The organism is Rhizorhabdus wittichii (genome assembly GCF_017607425.1).
Lineage (GTDB): Bacteria > Pseudomonadota > Alphaproteobacteria > Sphingomonadales > Sphingomonadaceae > Rhizorhabdus > Rhizorhabdus wittichii.
This window is the reverse complement of sequence record NZ_CP059319.1, coordinates 4,596,239-4,611,677: the sequence shown is the minus strand read 5'-3', so window position 1 is coordinate 4,611,677 and position 15,439 is coordinate 4,596,239. Positions and strand designations below refer to the sequence as shown.

Sequence of the window (15,439 nt, the reverse complement as noted above, 5' to 3'; positions counted from 1 at the left end):
CAGCGCCCCTGTAAGAAATGATTGCTGCGCGGCGGCGTGCGCCGCTCGACCGCTTCCTCGCCATCCCGGCGAAAGCCGGGATGGCGAGGAAGCTAGGCGGTCGGCGGCCCGTCGATCGGCAGGTCGATCTCCGCCATCAGGCCGCCGGTCGGCCGGTTGGAGAGGCGGAGGACCCCGGCATGAGCGCGCACGATGCGCTCGACGATGGCGAGGCCGAGGCCCAGCCCCTCGGTGTTGCGACGGCGCGCGGTGTCGAGCCGGACGAAGGGCTGGCGCACATCGTCGAGGCGCGCCTCGGGAATGCCGGGCCCGTCATCGAGCACCCGCAGGATCGCGCGGTCGTCGCGCCGCTCGACCTGGACGGCGACATGCTTGCCGTGGCGCAGCGCGTTGGTGACGAGATTGTCGAGCGCGCGCTTGACGTCGTAGAGGCGGACATAGGCGTCGAGATGCTCGGGCCCTTCATAGCGGACGCGATGCCCCTCGTCGGAGGCGTCGTCGACCCGGGTCGCCGCCATCACCGCCAGGTCGGTCCGCACGACGGGCTGGTTGCTCTCCTCCCCGCCGAGGAAGGCGAGCAAGGAGCCGATCATCGCCTCCATCTCGATCGCGTCGCGCTGCATGGCGTCGCGCGCCGCGCCGTCGCCGATCATGTCGATCCGCAGCCGCAGCCGCGCGATCGGGGTGCGCAGGTCGTGGCCGACCGCCGCCAGCGCCTGGGTGCGGTCGCTGATCAGCCGCTGGATGCGGTCCTGCATCGCGTTGAACGCCCGGATCACGCGCAGCACCTCGCCGGTGCCGATCTCGGGCAGGATCACCCGGTCGCCATAGCCGTAGCGCTCCGCCGCCTGCGCGAGCATGCGGACCGGCTTGAGCGTGTTGCGGATCAGCAGGCTGCCGATCACGAGCAGGCCGATCGCCGGGACCAGCGCCAGCATCACCCGGCCGATCGCGAGGTCCCAGCCGCCGACCACGTCGCGGGTACCGAAATGGATCCAGCTTCCGTCGGGCAGGGTCATCCCGCCGACGACCATCGAATCGAGGCCCGGCGACTTGAGCCGCAGCCGGACGTTGGAATCGGCCAGCGAGGGTTCCCAGGTGACGATCTGCTCCCGCATCTCGCGCAGTTCCGGGGCCATCGGCGGCGGCGGCGGCTCGGTGGCGCCCCAGCGGACGTCGTAGCGGTCGGTGGTGAGTAGCGAGGCCATCATCGCCCGCTCGTGGACCGGCCGCTCGGCGATCAGCTTGCGGGTGATGACGAGATGCTCGGCCAGCCGGTGCGCCTCGTCCTCGCGCAGCGAGAACTGGCTCGCGCGTTCGTAGAGCAGGGTGCTGGTGCAGAACTCGACCGTGACCGTCAGCAGCAGGATGACCAGGATCCGCCCGACCAGCCCCAGCGACGGGCGCACCAGATGGATCAAGCGCGGGTCACTTCGGCGTTGAACATATAGCCGACGCCGCGGACGGTGGTGATCGGCGCATCGCGGCCCTCGCCCTGCAGCTTGCGGCGCAGGCGGCTGACCAGCACGTCGATGCTGCGATCGGACGCGTCGCCGAGCCGGGTGCGCGACAGCTCGATCAGCCGCTCGCGCGCGATCACCCGCTGGGCGTTGTGCAGGAAGCTCGACAGCAGGTCGAACTCGGCGCCGGTCAGGTCGACGACGGCGCCGCTCGGCGAGGTCAGCTCGCGGCGCGGGAAATTGACCTGCCAGCCGTCGAAGCGCGCCTCGTTGCGGCGGCTCTGCTCGCTCTGCCGGTCCATGCCGCCGCGGCGCAGCACGGCGCGCACCCGCGCCATCAGCTCGCGCGTGCCGAACGGCTTGGCGAGATAATCGTCGGCGCCGATCTCCAGCCCGATGACGCGGTCGGTCTCGCTGCCCTTGGCGCTGATGAAGATGATCGGGACGTCGCTCTTCTGCCGGAGCTGGCGGCACAGCTCGATGCCGTTGGTGCCGGGCAGCATGATGTCCAGGATGATCAGGTCGATCGGCTCGGCGTTGAAGGCGATCCACATCTCCGGCCCGGTCGCGGCGGGGCGCACGACATAGCCGTTCTCCTGCAGGGCCCGCGCCGTCAGGACGCGGAGCGACGGATCATCCTCGACCAGCAATATGGTACTCGACGTCACGATGGGCAGCCTCGGTTCGATACGGGGTGATCGCCTCCGCACCTATGTACGCCCGGCAGGAGCGTCAACGGCAGCGGTGCGCAAAAACCGTTGCAGCATCGCCGCAGCAACAGTTTGAAATGGTCACGCAACCGCCGCGAGAAAATGCCGCCCGGCGAGCGGACATGATTTCTTACACGATCGCGATCCGGGAGCAACGCGGCCCGCCTAGCTGCACGTCGAAAGCCGAATATCCGGAGATCGACGATGCGCCTGATCCTGTCCGCCGTTTCGCTGTCGCTGCTCGCGGCGTCGCCGCTGGCCGCCGCCGACCTGCGCACCACGCACCGCGAGGTCGCGGTGCCACCGGGCAAGCTCCACGCCCGCGCCTTCCGTCCGATCGCGCCGCAGCCCTGCGCGCTCGCCCGCACCAACCCGTCGGGCAGCCGCGTCGCCGCGACCCTGCCGGCCCGCCCGGCCGACGCCTGTCGCGCCGCCGAGGCCGCGAAGGCCGCCCCGACGGGCTGAGGTCCCCCCGCCGCTCCCCAGCGGCACGGAAGCGGGCCCGTCCGGCTCGAGCGGGCTCGCTTCCCTTGGCCTTCAGGACGCCCGCAAATGGCCGCGATAGGCGGTGCGCAGCGCCCGCTTGTCGATCTTGCCGGTCGTCCCGAGCGGCATGGCGTCGACCCGGACGACCCCGTCGGGCACCCACCAGCGCGGCACCGCCCCGTCAAACGACTCCAGCAGCGACGCATCGGAGCAGTCCTCGCCCTCGCGGAGTTGGACGACGAGCAGCGGCCTTTCGCCCCAGCGGTCGCAATCGGCGGCGATCACCGCGCAATGCGCGACCGCCGGATGCTCGGCGGCGATCGCCTCCAGCCCCTGCGAGCTGATCCATTCGCCGCCCGACTTGACCACGTCCTTGTCGCGATCGGTGATCTGGAGGAAACCGTGCTCGATCATCGCGACGTCGCCGGTCTCGAACCAGCCCTCCGCATCGGTGGCCGGGGTCTCGCGGCCGAAATAGCGGCCGACCGTGGCATAGCCGCGCGCGAACAGCCGACCCGGCGCGCCCGGCCCGGCGGCGGGATCGTCGCTCACCACCTTGAGCTCGACGCCGAGCGGAGGGCGGCCCTGCGACATCAGCAGCCGGCCGGCCTCCTCGGGCGGCAGCGCCGCCGACGCCGCGCTGGGGGCGGCGACGGTGCCGAGCGGCGACAATTCGGTCATGCCCCAGGCATGGCGCACCTCGACCCCATAATGGTCGGTCAGGCGGCGCTGCATCGAGGGCGGGCAGGCCGCTCCGCCGATCACCACGCGGCGCAGCGGCGCCAGCCCGCCGCCCTCGCGATCGAGATGGTCGAGCAGCCCCTGCCACACGGTCGGCACCGCCGCCGACATCGTCACCCCCTCCTCGGCGATCAGCCGGTGGACGCTGGCGCCGTCGAGCCGCGCGCCGGGCAGCACCAGCTTCGCGCCGACCGCCGGGGCGGCGAAGGCGATGCCCCAGGCATTGGCGTGGAACATCGGCACGATCGGCAGCACGCTGTCCGCGGCGCCGATGCCGAACAGGTCGGGCTGGAGGATCGCGAGCGTGTGGAGGAAGTTGGAACGGTGGGTGTAGAGCACCCCCTTGGGATCGCCGGTGGTGCCGGAGGTGTAGCAGAGCCCGGCGGGCTGATCCTCGCCGAAGCCACCCCAGCGCGCCGGCTCGTGCGCCGCGATCAGCGCGTCGGTGCCGTCGCCCAGCACGATGATCCCCTCGATCCCGGGGCAGAGGGCGCGCACCGCCTCCGCCATCGGCAGCAGCGCTGGATCGACCAGCAGCAGCCGGTCCCCGGCGTCGCCCGCGACCCAGGCGAGCTGCGTCGCGTCCATCCGCAGGTTGAGCGTGTGGCACACCGCGCCGATGCCCATGATCGCATACCAGGCCTCGAAATGCGGCAGCGTGTTCCAGCCGAGCGTCGCGACCCGGTCGCCGGGCCCGATCCCGTGCGCGACCAGCGCCGCCGACAGCCGCCGCGCGCGATCGGCGCATTCGGCATAGGTCCGCCGCACCATCGTCCCGTCGGGCGCCGCGCCGACCACCGCCTGGTCGGGATGCCACCGCTCCGCATGGACCAATATCCGGTCGAGCGTCAGCGGCCAGTCGAACATCGATCCGTTCATGCCGTCCTCTCCTCCCCTTTTCGATCAGGGTTCGGCGGCAAGCTGCCATCGATCAGGGCCGTCCGACAAGCATCTCCGTCGTTTCGCGGGCGGGCGGCCCGGCGTCAGGCGCCGACGGCGGCCCGGACATTGTCGAAATAGAGGCCGATATTGCCGCGCGACAGGCCGCGCAGCTCCTCCCCCCGCGCCGGATCGAGCGGCAGGAAGCGGGTGCGGACGACGAGGATGCAGGCATCGGGCCCGGCCGGCGTCACCGTGATCCGCCCGCCATAGTCGGCCCAGGGCAGCGGGCCATAGTCGACCATGTCATAGCCGATCGCGCGCTCGGCATCATCGAGCTCGACGAGCCGCTCGACCACCGCGCCGCTGCCGATCGACGGATCGAGATGATAGGTGCGCCGCGCGCCGATGCCCCGCCCCGCCACCTCGACCCGCGCGACATAGCCCCGGGTGAGGACATCGCCGCCGAAATCGCCGACCAGCGCCCAGACCCTGTCGGCCGGGGCCTCGATCCGCTGCGCGACCGCCACCGTCTCCATATGCGCCCCTCCTATCGGATGAAGTCCGCGCCGGGATGCGCGCGCGGATAGGTCTTCAGATAATCGACGAAGCGGCCCAGCGCCTTGTCGCTGCGGGTGAACATGCCGCGCGTGAAGCGGATGCTGTTGAGGATCTCGACGTCCTGGTCGACCACCGCGATCTCCAGCTTCTGCGCGAAGTCGAGCGTCTCGGCCACGCGGGCGTCGTCCTCCGGCGTGCCGTCCGACTTGCGGGTGGCGATGACGAAATAGCTGCGCAGCGTGCCCGGGCGGTGGATGCCGCACGGATAGAGGAAGGCGAACCAGCGGCCGTTCACGCTGCCCATCTGGTAGAAGATGTTCGAGCCGCGGATGCCGACCTTGTACTCGATCGCCGCGCCGGTCTCCCTGAAGTGGCCCTTCAGGTCATAATCGTAGCCGAATTCGTGCCAGTTGATGTCGCGGGTCGCGTCACCCTGGATGTCGATCCCGTGGACGACCTCGATATGGTTGAAGTCCGACGTGTTGCACATGAACACCCAGGGATCGGCCAGCAGGTCGAGGCTGGGGATCTCGGCGTGGAAGGCAAGCTCCTCGTCGGGAAAGCCCAGCTCGGGCAGGTCGAACAGCGGCTCGGTGCCGTTGAACGCCCAGATCAGGCCGAAGCGCTCCTGCACCGGATAGCGGAAAACCTTCATCCCCTCGACGATCCGGTCGCCGGTGGGGGTCCGGCTGCACCGGCCGCTCCGGTCGAACTCCCAATGGTGGAAGGCGCAGACCAGCCGGTCGCCCGCCACCTTGCCGATCGACAGGTCGGCGCCGTTGTGCGGGCAATAGGCGCTGACGACGTTCGCGATGCCGTCCTCGGTCCGGTAGACCGCGACCCGCCCGTCGAGGAAGTTGCGGCCCAGCACCGCGCCGGCCGCCACCTCGCTCGACCGGCACAGCGGGAACCAGCTCTGGGTGAACAGGTCGCCGTCGCCTTCATAGGCGACGTCGCGCCCGTGGCGGCGACGGTCGATCAGCTCGATCGCCGCCGTCCGGCCGTGGAAGAACTCCTCTAGGTCGCGCGGTTGGGTCGTCATGGATGGCCCCGTCAGAAGTTGAGGGTCGCCGAGACGCCATAGCGGCGCGGCTGGCCCGGATAGCGGATGTCGGCGGCGCCGGCCGAGAATTCCTTGGCGAAGAACTCCTCGGTGTAGCGCTCCTTGAACAGGTTGGTGGCGTAGAGCGCGATCGAGTAGCGCTTCGCATCGAAAGTCAGCCGGGCATTGACGAGGTGGACCGCGTCCTGCCGGTCGGCATTGTCGATGTGCCAGTAATTGCCCGACCGGCCCGAATAGTCGACGCGGGCGACGATGCCGCGATCGCCGCCGACCGGCACCCGATACTGGCCGAACGCGGTATAGGACCAGCGATAGGTGAGCGGCACCCGGTTGCCGCGGAACCGCGCGGTGCCGTCGAAATCCTTGATCTTCGTGTCGATGAAGCCGAGCGACGCGCCGAGCTGGAGGTTGCGGACCGGCCGCGCCTGCGCCTCCAGTTCGAAGCCGTAGATGTCGGTCTTGCCGACGTTGACGATGCCCTGGTCGGCGACGTTGAGGATGAAGACCTGCTGGTCCTTGTAGCGCATGTAGAAGGCGGCGGCGTTGAGCGTCAGCCGGCGGTCGAGCAGGCTGTTCTTGCTGCCGATCTCCAGCGTGTCGGCGACCTCGGGCTTGTAGATGGCGGGGAAGACCGCGTTGGGCGGATTGAAGCCGCCGCTGCGGAAGCCGCGCGCCGCCGTCGCGTAGATCATGGTGTCGGGGGTCGGCGAATATTTGATCGAGACCTTCGGCTGCCATTCGTCGAAATTGGCCTTGCGCTTCGGCCCCGGCACGAGCCGGTTGGTCTGTTCGCGCCGGTCATGGTCGTAGCGCAGCGCGCCGGTCAGCTCGACCGTGTCGGTGACGCTGTAGTTGAGCTGGGCATAGGCGGCCTTGGTCAGGATGTCCTCGGTCGCGCGCGCCGCCGGCAGCGGGATATAGGCCGAGGGCGGCAGCTTCGACGCGGTCGGATCGGGCGAGATCAGGACCACCGTGTCGACCCGCCGCCGCGCGTCGAGCAGATAGGCGCCCGCCGTCCAGCGCAGCCTCTGCGTCGAGGGGGAAGCCAGGCGGAATTCCTGGGTGAAGCTCTCGTAGCGGCGGAGCTGGGTCGCGCCGAGGATCGACTGCGGGAACCAGTCGAGATCCTCGCTCAGGTCGATCCGGGTGGTGTTGAACGCGCTGATCGAGCTCAGCGTGAAGGGATCGAATTCATAGTCGACCTTGAGCGACCCGTCCTTCACCGTGCGCGGACTGCGGCCCAGGAAATCGTTCTGGATCGGCACGCTGCTGTCGTTCGGCTGGCCGTCGGGCAGCGGGATGTACCAGGAGGCGCCCGCCTTGAGGTCGCCATAGGCGCCGCGCAGGTCGATCGTCAGCCGCTCGGTCGGCGTGAAGATCAGCCGGCCGCGCAGGTTGAGGTCCTCGACGAAATCGACCTTCCGGTCGAGCGTGACGTTGCGGAAGACGCCGTCGAACTTGCGATAGTCGCCGGCGATGCGGAACAGCAGCCGGTCGGGCACCAGCGCGCCGCTCAGCGTTCCCGACAGGCGGCGGTCGTCGCCATTGGCATAGTCGACCGAGACGCGGCCCTGCAGGTCGTTGGTCGGCCGCTTCGTGGTGATGTTGATCGCGCCGCCGATCGCGTTGCGGCCGTAGAGCGCGCCCTGCGGCCCCTTCAGTACCTCGATCTGGTCGAGGTCGAGCAGCGCCTGCTTGATCATGTCGGTCGAGGTCATCTGGACCCCGTCGATGACGAGCGCGACCGGCGCCTCGCCGTTGCGGACCTGTCCGATGCCCCGGATGTTGATCGCGACCGTGCCGGCGTCCTGCGAATCGACCAGCGAGATGTTCGGCATCAGCGCGGTGACGTCGTCGATGCTGCGGATGCCCGCCTCCTCGATCGTCCTGGCGGAGAAGGCGGTGACCGAATCGGGCACCTGCTGCAGGCTCTCCGAGCGCTGCCGCGCGGTGACGACGATGTCGTTGCCCTCGGCGGGATCGGCGCCGGCGGCGGCCTCCTGCGCCACGGCGGCGCTCGCCGCGAACAGGCAGGCGGTGCCGAGCAGCCCGGCCAGCATGCGGTTCCTGAATGTCATCTCCACGTCCCCCTCGATAGGCATCGCGCCGGGCTCTGACCCGTGCGCCGTGCCCCAAGGCTATGGCGAGGGAGGCGTCCGCGTATATCGGTAGAAAAGGTGGAGCGGCGGAACGGGATGGTGGAGCGCGCGCCCCGGGGGGCTACGCCCGCGCGGTGGCGATGGCCGACAGGTCCGAAGCCCGATCGACCGGCACCCCGGCCTGCTTGCGTTCGGAGTAGCGGTGGACGAGCTGCGCCGCATGGGGACGCAGCAGGACGGTGAAGCGAACCAGTTCCTCCATCACGTCGACGATCCGATCATAATAGCTCGACGGCTTCATGCGGCCGGCTTCGTCGAACTCCTTGTAGGCCATGGCGACCGACGACTGGTTGGGGATCGTGAACATGCGCATCCAGCGGCCGAGCAGGCGGAGCGTGTTGACGGCATTGAACGACTGCGATCCGCCCGATACCTGCATGACGGCGAGCGTGCGTCCCTGCGTCGGGCGCATCCCCTTCATCTCCAGCGGCAGATGGTCGATCTGGGTCTTCATGATGCCGGTGATGGTGCCGTGGCGCTCGGGGCTGCACCAGACATGCCCTTCCGACCACATCGACAGCTCGCGCAGCTCGCGGACGGCGGGATGGTCGTCGCCCGAGACCTGATCGGGCAAGGGCAGGTCCGACGGGTCGAAGATGCGCGTCTCGGCTCCGAACAGTTCGAGCAGGCGAGCCGCCTCTTCCACCGCGAAGCGCGAGAACGACCTGTCGCGGAGCGAACCGTAGAGCAGGAGGATACGGGGCGGCGGCTGGTCGGCCCCGAGGCCGATGGCCGGACGGTCGATCAGGAAGCGGCGGTCGAGCGCCGGCAGATGATCGGGGTCGGGCAATGGGCGCACGCGGTTCATGCGATTTCCTTCGGGACGTCGGAGAAGATGATGTCGCCGACGCGATGGGCGGCCAGCGCGCCCGCGACCTGAGCCGCGACGAATGCGGGCACGCAGGCGGGCGCGATGCCGGCGAAGCTGTCGCTCAGCGATCGCGCGACGGTGATCGCCGGATTGGCGAAGCTGGTGGACGAGGTGAACCAATAGGCGGCGGTGATGTAGAGGGCGACGCTCGCCGGAATGCTGCCGGGCCGGACCTTCGCCGTTCCCAGGATCGTCAGGACGAGCCCGAAGGTGGCGACGCCTTCGCCGATCCACTGGCCGGGGCCGGCACGGACCTTGTCGGACAGCTGGAGGAGCGGCACCGCGAACATGGCATGGGCCGCCCAGACCCCGAGGATGCCGCCCGCCAGTTGAGCGCAGGCATAGGCCGCGGCGGCGGCCGTCCCGATATGGCCCCGCAGGCGCATGACCAGGGTGACGGCGGGGTTGAGATGGGCGCCCGACACGGGCCCCAGCATGGCGACGAGGACGAACAGGATCGCGCCGGTGGCGAGCGTGTTGCCCAGCAGCGCGACGGCGACATTCCCGCCGGCCAGCCGCTCGGCCATGATGCCCGAGCCGATGACGGTCGCGAACAGCAGGAAGCTGCCCAGCGCCTCGCCCGCGATCGCCTGACGGTTCATGCCGATGGGATGCGCTGGCCCGCGGCGTCGACGACCCGTTCGCCGTCTTCCTTCGTGAACGCCCCCCGCTGCGCTTCGGGGAGGATGTCGAGAACCGCCTCGGACGGGCGGCAGAGCTTCACCCCGAGCGGCGAGACGACGAGCGGGCGGTTGATGAGGATCGGGTGCGCCATCATCGCGTCCAGCAGCGCCTCGTCGGAAAGCGACATGTCGTCCAGGCCCAGTTCCGCATAGGGCGTTCCCTTCTCGCGCAGCAGATCGCGGGGGCGGATGCCGGCGCGCTCGACGAGTTGCACCAGCAGCGCGCGGGCGGGCGGGGTCTTCAGATATTCGACGATGTGCGGCTCGATGCCGGCGTTGCGGATCAGGCCGACGACGTTGCGCGACGTGCCGCATTCGGGATTGTGATAGACGACGATGTCGACGGCCACGGGACGACCTTTCAGCAGCAAGGGGAGAGTTCGGCGACGAGCGGCGCGCACAGCTCCGCATTCCCCGCGCAGCAGTCCTTCACGAGGAACAGCGTCAGCGCCCGCAAGCCATCGAGATAGGCGCGGTAGATGATCGAGCGGCTCTGCCGTTCGGAACAGACGAGGCCGGCGCGCGCGAGGATGCCGAGATGCGCCGACATGGTGTTCTGCGGCACGTCGAGCCGGCGGGCGATCTCGCCCGCGGCCATGCCGACCGGCTCGTGTTTCACCAGCAGGCGGAACACGTCGAGGCGCGTCCCCTGCGCTAGGGCGCCCAGCGTCGCGATGGCCGAATCATTATCCATATATCCAGCATAGTGGATATATGGATAATGGCTAGAGGGTGGAGAACCGATGCCGATGCCGCTCAATCCGCCTGGGCGAAATAGGCCAGCTGGTCGTCATGCGCCTTCCTGAACGCGGGACGCCCGGTCACGCGGGTCAGATAGCGCTCGGTCGCGGGCCGGTCGCCGAAGGCGCGGACCTTCGCGACGCGCAGCACGTCCGCCATCAGCAGGTCCGCCGCGGTGAAGCGATCGGCGACCAGCCATTCCCGCTCCTTCAGCACCCGTTCCATCGTGTCGAGGCGGTTGGCCAGCCAGCCGGTCAGGCCGTTTTCGGTCGCGCCGGAGACTTCGAGGAACCACCAGGGAACCGTGACCATCTCGATCGAATTGAGCGCGGCGACCACCCACTGGACCGTTTCCGCTTCCTCGGCCGGATCGTTCGGCATCAAATGGCTGCTCTTGCGGGCCAGGTGCAGCAGGCAGGCGCCGCTCTCGAATAGCGCGAGCTCTCCGTCGCTCAGGAACGGAATCTGGCCGAAGGGCTGCTGCGCGAGATGATTGGTCTCGCGGCCCTCGAACGGGACCGAGCACATGCTGTAGGGAAGACCCGCTTCCTCGCACGCCCATCGCAGCCGCAGATCGCGCACGAAACCGCGAGGACCTTCGGGAACCCAGTCATAGGTCCAGATCTTGATCATGCTCATCGCCATCGGCCTCCGCACCATAACGTCCATGGACGCTAGACGGTCCACGACCCGATTGCATCAGATCAGCCGCAGGTTGCGCGCCGCCGAGATCGCGCGCGACCGGGTCGCGACGTTGAGCTTGCGGTAGATGTTGATGCGGTGCGTCTTGATCGTGCTCTCGGCGACGCCCAGGCTGCGCGCCATCTCCTTGCTCGACAGCCCGTCGGCCAGCCCGCGCAGCACGTCGATCTCGCGCGGGGTGACGATGACGTCGCTCGCGGCGGGCGGGATCGCGGTGCCGCCCCGTCGCGCGGCCGGCGTCGTCTGCCGCAGCCGCGCGACGGTGCTGCGCTGCGCCGGCTCGAACAGGTGGAGCGCCTCCTCGCATGCCGCCAGCACCGGCGGCAGCAGCGCGCCGAACTGCGAGACGATGCCGATCAACCCCTCGCTCTCGGCCGCCTCCAGCGCCTGGCGGACGGCGTGCGCCGCCTCGGTCCGCCGCCCGGCCGCGACCGCGCCGGCCGCGCGCAGGATCGCCATCTCGATGTCGAGCGCGACCGATCCCGCCTCCGCGACGTCGGCTTCCAGCGCCGCGACCAGCGCCTCGTCAGGCCGCCCGAGTTGCACGGCGCAGGCCGTCAGCGCGACGCGATAGTCGCAGAACAGCCGCCGGTCGCGCTCGCGGAACACGGCCGAGGGCTCGCCCAGTTCGGCGAGCAGGGGCCCGGCCAGCTCGGCCCGGTCGAGGCAGAGCCATATCCGCGCGCGCAGCAGGTCGAGCTGGTAGCGCAGGCGCGGCAGGCCCCGGCGCTCGGCGGTGGCGCGGCCGCGCTGGATGACCTGCTCGGCCGCCGCGAGGTTGCCGGTCCGCGCCGCCAGCCAGGCCTGGGTCGCATAGGCGGCGACGAACACCTCGTGCCAGCCCTCGCTCACCTCGATCACCGGCACGGCCGATTCGAGCAACTCGGTCGCGCTCGACAGGTCCCCCGACAAATAGAGCGTATAGGCGAGCAGCGAGATCGCGACCGCGACCTGGGCGCTGCCCTCGCCGAAATGGCGGTTGGCCTGTTCGAAGCTGCGGCGGAAATAGAGCTCGGCCTCGCGCCGGCGGCCGGTGCGGATCTGGGACAGGCCCAGATATTGATAGGCATAGACCTCCAGCAGCGGGAGCTGGTGCGACCGGGCGAGCTTGAGCGCCTTTTCGCCATGGACCCGGCACCAGATGTCGTCGCCGCGATCGAAGCTCGCCAGGCAGGACAGGTGGTGGAGCAGCACGCGCAACGTCGGGTCGTGCCCCTCATGCGCGAGCTGCCGTTCGAGGAAGCGGCCATAGGCGGCCGGGATCGCGCGATCCTCGTAGATATGGGCGACGAGGTCGTTGCACAGCATCTCGCTGGCGAGGCCGGGGTCGGTCGCCTCGACCCGGTCGAGCGGCAGCACCGCGAGCAGCCGGTCGAGCATCGCCCGCGCCTCGGGCAGGCGGCCGTTCTGGGCGGCGAAATAGACCCGGCCGAGGGTGACGCGCGGGAAGTCCGCCGGGGGCACCTGATCGATCTCGTCGACGTGACGGAGCAGCGTGAGGCCGCCGCGGATCGCCATCCGCCATCCGCCAGCCGCCTCCATGATCGCGGTCGCCGCGGTCCGGTCGGAAACGCGCGCGGCATGGCCCAGCGCCTCGGGCAGCAGATTCTCCCCGGCCAGCCAGGCGGCGGCGCGCAGATGGAGCGCGTCGAGCCGGGCCTGGCTGTCCCGTGCGAGCATATCGTAGAGGAATTCGCGCAGCAGCGGGTGGAAGCGATACCAGACGCCGTCGTCGTCGAGCGGCGTCACCAGCAGGTTGCGGCGGCGCATCTGGTCGAGCATGTCGGCGCCATCGTCGCGGCCCGAGATCGCATCGCCGAGCCCGGTGCAGATACGCTCGGCGATCGAGGTTTCGAGCAGGAATTGCTGGACGTCGGCCGGCAGGCCGGAGAAGACCTGCTCGGCCAGATAGTCGGCGAGGTCGCTCGACCGCCGGGTCAGGTGCTCGAGCGTGTCGACCTGGTCGCGCCCCGCCAGCCACAGGCGCAGCAGTTGCAGCGCGGCCGGCCAGCCCTGGGTTCGCTCGATCAGCTCGCCCCAGTCGACCTTGCTCGACTGGTCGCTCAGGAAACGGAGCGCCTCGCTGTCGGAGAAGCGGATGTCGTTCTGTTCGAGCAGCAGGAGCTGCCCGCGGACCCGCAGGCTCGACAGCGCGATCTCGGGCATGCCGCGCATCGCCATGATGATCGCGGCGTGGTTCGGCATCCGCTCGATCACATAGTCGAGGAAGCGGTTGGTCGCGGGCGAGGCGATGCGGTGATAGTCGTCGATGATCAGCCGGACCGGCTCCTCGCTGGCCTCCAGCGCGACGACGATCGCCCGCGCGGCCGCCTCGGCGGCGAGGCCGGGCAGGCCGGCGTCGATCGCCTCCTGCGAATAGGGCAGCGGCAGGCCGGCGCGGTGCAGCGCGGCCATCAGATAGGCGAAGAACTGGTCGCTCTCGAACTTCGAATCGTCGACGCTGTACCAGGCGACCGCGACGTCCCCGCGCCGCCACTGGGCGTGGCACTGGCTGAGCAGGGTCGTCTTGCCGTAGCCGGCGGGGGCGGAGAGGACGGTCAGCCGCTCGGCCGCGCCGGTGATCCGCCCGACCAGCGCCTCGCGCCACAGCAGGTCGATCGTCCTGTTGGGCGGCGCCAATTTGGTGCGGATCAGCATCGCCGCATAATGCCACAGGCGCCGCCGGCTCCTATCCACCTAATTGGTGGATTGCCGCGCCGCCCGCCGGCCGCCACGCCAGACGGGCAATTTTCGAGGACGCGTGACGATGACCAAGACCATCCTGTTCGTGCTGACCGGCCAGGCCGAGCTCGGCGACACCGGCGCCAGGACCGGGGTGTGGCTGGAGGAGCTGGCGACGCCCTATCGCGCGCTCGACAAGGCCGGGCACGAGATCATGTTCGCCACCCCCGGCGGCGTCCCCGCCCCGCTCGACCCGGCGAGCCTGGAGGAGCCGTGGCTGCTGCCCGCCGGGCATTGGCTGCTCGGTCAGCCGGCGGCGATGGCGAAGCTGGAGGCGCCGCTCGACCTCGCCGCGATCGATCCGGCGCGGATCGACGCGATCTTCCTGGTCGGCGGTACCGGCACGCTGTGGGACTTCCCCGCCTGCCGCCCGCTCGGCGCGCTCGCGACAGCCCTCCACGCGCAGGGCAAGCCGGTCGCGGCGATCTGCCACGGCGTCGTCGGGCTGATGACCGCCACCGCGGCGGACGGGTCGCCGCTGGTCGCCGGCAAGGCGATCACCTGCTTCAGCAATGCCGAGGAGGCGATGCTCGAATATGACAAGCTCGTCCCCCTGCTGGCCGAGACCGCGCTCGCCGGGCAGGGCGCCGACTATCGCTGCGCCGCGCCGTTCGAGCCGCTGGTCGTCGCCGACGGCGGGCTGATCACCGGGCAGAACCCCGCCAGCGCCGAGCCGCTCGCCGCCGCGCTGCTCGAGCGGCTCGGATAAAGTATAGACATTATCACCGCGCCAGCCGGATCAGCCCTTCCTGGGCGACCGAGGCGACCAGCCGGCCGTCCCGCGCGAAGATCGTGCCGCGGCCGAGCGTGCGGGCGCCGCCGGCATAGGGGCTGTCCATCGTGTAGAGCAGCCACTCGTCGGCGCGGAACGGCTGGTGGAACCACAGCGCATGGTCGAGGCTGACGTCGCTCAGGCCATGGTCCGACCAGCTTATCCCGAGCGGCAGCAGCCCGGTGTGGAGGATATAGAGGTCCGACGCGAAGGCGAGCATCCGCTGATGCTCGCCGGGGTCGTCGCCGAGCCGGTCGCGGGTGCGGAACCAGAAGGAGCGGCGCGCCGGCGCGCGGGGCGGGTCGAGCGTGTGGAACGGCTCGACCGCGCGGACGTCGAGGCCGATGTCGCGATCCCAGAAGACGAGCCGATGCGGCGGCATATGGGGCAGCGCGGCGGCGATCGCCTGCTCCTGCGGCGGCAGGTCGAGCGGGTCGGGGACGTCGGGCATCGTCGCCTGCTGCACCGGACCCGGCTCGGCCGCGTGGAAGGAGGCGGACAGGGTGAGGATCAGCTCGTCGCCCTGCCGCGCCTCGACCCGGCGGGCGGAGAAGCTGCGGCCGTCGGTGTCGCGGCTGACGGTGAAGTCGATCGGCCGGTCGACCCGGCCGGCGCGCACGAAATAGGCGTGGCAGCTATGCGCCAGCCGCCCCGCCGCGACGCTGTGCTGCGCCGCCGCCAGCGCCTGCGCCAGCACCTGCCCGCCGAACAGCCGGAACAGCGGCCCGCCGGTCGGCGCGGCGCGGAGCACGCCGCCGTCGCCTTCCTCGAACCGGAACAGATGGGCAAAGCGATGATCGGTCTCGTCCACAAATGACTCCCGTTTCGGCATGTCCCTTGGCAAAGCAGGGCCGGCCGGCTTCCTGGCA

General features: G+C 70.0%; 15 protein-coding genes. 2 read left to right on the top strand and 13 right to left on the bottom strand.

Annotated features, from left to right (window positions below):
• Window positions 1–92 precede the first annotated feature (92 nt).
• Both HRJ34_RS22190 and HRJ34_RS22185 read right to left on the bottom strand, forming a co-directional pair.
• Window positions 93–1,421 carry an ATP-binding protein gene (locus HRJ34_RS22190; protein WP_011953069.1) on the bottom strand — a complete coding sequence of 443 codons (1,329 nt, stop codon included), beginning with the start codon at window positions 1,419–1,421 and terminating at the stop codon, window positions 93–95.
• Window positions 1,418–2,128, bottom strand: coding sequence for a response regulator transcription factor (locus HRJ34_RS22185; protein ID WP_011953070.1), 711 nt, complete (start codon window positions 2,126–2,128; stop codon window positions 1,418–1,420). Before HRJ34_RS22185 ends, HRJ34_RS22190 begins: the two co-directional genes overlap by 4 nt.
• 246 nt (window positions 2,129–2,374) lie before the next feature.
• On the opposite strand from HRJ34_RS22185, the gene HRJ34_RS22180 reads away from it, so the two are divergent.
• On the top strand, window positions 2,375–2,635 hold the full coding sequence (locus tag HRJ34_RS22180; RefSeq protein WP_011953071.1) for a hypothetical protein: 261 nt from the start codon (window positions 2,375–2,377) through the stop codon (window positions 2,633–2,635).
• A 72-nt stretch (window positions 2,636–2,707) separates the two neighbouring features.
• Here the strand turns inward: HRJ34_RS22180 and HRJ34_RS22175 are convergent, their stop codons facing one another.
• The 10 genes from HRJ34_RS22175 to HRJ34_RS22130 form a co-directional block, all read right to left on the bottom strand.
• Window positions 2,708–4,276 (bottom strand): AMP-binding protein, encoded by a 1,569-nt coding sequence (locus HRJ34_RS22175; RefSeq protein ID WP_011953072.1) that lies wholly within the window; start codon window positions 4,274–4,276, stop codon window positions 2,708–2,710.
• A gap of 104 nt (window positions 4,277–4,380) precedes the next feature.
• A complete protein-coding gene (locus HRJ34_RS22170) occupies window positions 4,381–4,815 on the bottom strand; it encodes an SRPBCC family protein (RefSeq protein WP_016746007.1) in 435 nt (144 codons plus the stop codon).
• Between the two features lie 11 nt (window positions 4,816–4,826).
• Window positions 4,827–5,879, bottom strand: coding sequence for a Rieske 2Fe-2S domain-containing protein (locus HRJ34_RS22165; protein WP_208632415.1), 1,053 nt, complete (start codon window positions 5,877–5,879; stop codon window positions 4,827–4,829).
• Between the two features lie 11 nt (window positions 5,880–5,890).
• Entirely contained in the window at window positions 5,891–7,978 is a 2,088-nt protein-coding gene (locus HRJ34_RS22160; protein ID WP_011953075.1) for a TonB-dependent receptor, read from the bottom strand.
• 142 nt (window positions 7,979–8,120) lie between these two features.
• The gene (gene arsH / locus HRJ34_RS22155; protein ID WP_012048457.1) at window positions 8,121–8,867 is read right to left on the bottom strand and encodes an arsenical resistance protein ArsH; all 747 of its coding nucleotides are present in this window, start codon (window positions 8,865–8,867) and stop codon (window positions 8,121–8,123) included.
• A complete protein-coding gene (locus HRJ34_RS22150; protein WP_012048458.1) occupies window positions 8,864–9,532 on the bottom strand; it encodes an aquaporin in 669 nt (222 codons plus the stop codon). The genes arsH and HRJ34_RS22150 overlap by 4 nt, the downstream gene beginning before the upstream one ends.
• Window positions 9,529–9,963, bottom strand: coding sequence for an arsenate reductase (glutaredoxin) (gene arsC / locus HRJ34_RS22145; RefSeq protein WP_012048459.1), 435 nt, complete (start codon window positions 9,961–9,963; stop codon window positions 9,529–9,531). Before arsC ends, HRJ34_RS22150 begins: the two co-directional genes overlap by 4 nt.
• Window positions 9,964–9,974: 11 nt before the next feature.
• Window positions 9,975–10,307, bottom strand: coding sequence for an ArsR/SmtB family transcription factor (locus tag HRJ34_RS22140; protein WP_208632414.1), 333 nt, complete (start codon window positions 10,305–10,307; stop codon window positions 9,975–9,977).
• A gap of 62 nt (window positions 10,308–10,369) precedes the next feature.
• Window positions 10,370–10,993: a glutathione S-transferase family protein gene (locus HRJ34_RS22135; protein ID WP_012048461.1), complete on the bottom strand. Its 624-nt coding sequence runs from the start codon at window positions 10,991–10,993 to the stop codon at window positions 10,370–10,372.
• 60 nt (window positions 10,994–11,053) lie between these two features.
• Window positions 11,054–13,753, bottom strand: a complete 2,700-nt coding sequence (locus tag HRJ34_RS22130; RefSeq protein WP_226948899.1) for a LuxR C-terminal-related transcriptional regulator — start codon at window positions 13,751–13,753, stop codon at window positions 11,054–11,056.
• Between the two features lie 70 nt (window positions 13,754–13,823).
• Here HRJ34_RS22130 and HRJ34_RS22125 point away from each other — a divergent pair, with 70 nt between their 5' ends.
• Window positions 13,824–14,507 carry a type 1 glutamine amidotransferase domain-containing protein gene (locus HRJ34_RS22125; protein WP_030092165.1) on the top strand — a complete coding sequence of 228 codons (684 nt, stop codon included), beginning with the start codon at window positions 13,824–13,826 and terminating at the stop codon, window positions 14,505–14,507.
• 13 nt (window positions 14,508–14,520) lie between these two features.
• On the opposite strand, the gene HRJ34_RS22120 is transcribed toward HRJ34_RS22125, so the two are convergent.
• Window positions 14,521–15,381: an acyl-CoA thioesterase gene (locus tag HRJ34_RS22120; protein ID WP_226948898.1), complete on the bottom strand. Its 861-nt coding sequence runs from the start codon at window positions 15,379–15,381 to the stop codon at window positions 14,521–14,523.
• Between the last annotated feature and the right edge of the window lie 58 nt (window positions 15,382–15,439).

Coding starts and splice junctions, on each gene's coding strand:
- HRJ34_RS22175 (WP_011953072.1), bottom strand. CDS start 4,276: ATGAACGGATCGATGTTCGACTGGCCGCTGACGCTCGACCGGATATTG.
- arsH (WP_012048457.1), bottom strand. CDS start 8,867: ATGAACCGCGTGCGCCCATTGCCCGACCCCGATCATCTGCCGGCGCTC.
- HRJ34_RS22160 (WP_011953075.1), bottom strand. CDS start 7,978: ATGACATTCAGGAACCGCATGCTGGCCGGGCTGCTCGGCACCGCCTGC.
- HRJ34_RS22135 (WP_012048461.1), bottom strand. CDS start 10,993: ATGAGCATGATCAAGATCTGGACCTATGACTGGGTTCCCGAAGGTCCT.
- HRJ34_RS22150 (WP_012048458.1), bottom strand. CDS start 9,532: ATGAACCGTCAGGCGATCGCGGGCGAGGCGCTGGGCAGCTTCCTGCTG.
- HRJ34_RS22140 (WP_208632414.1), bottom strand. CDS start 10,307: ATGGATAATGATTCGGCCATCGCGACGCTGGGCGCCCTAGCGCAGGGG.
- HRJ34_RS22165 (WP_208632415.1), bottom strand. CDS start 5,879: ATGACGACCCAACCGCGCGACCTAGAGGAGTTCTTCCACGGCCGGACG.
- HRJ34_RS22170 (WP_016746007.1), bottom strand. CDS start 4,815: ATGGAGACGGTGGCGGTCGCGCAGCGGATCGAGGCCCCGGCCGACAGG.
- HRJ34_RS22180 (WP_011953071.1), top strand. CDS start 2,375: ATGCGCCTGATCCTGTCCGCCGTTTCGCTGTCGCTGCTCGCGGCGTCG.
- HRJ34_RS22125 (WP_030092165.1), top strand. CDS start 13,824: ATGACCAAGACCATCCTGTTCGTGCTGACCGGCCAGGCCGAGCTCGGC.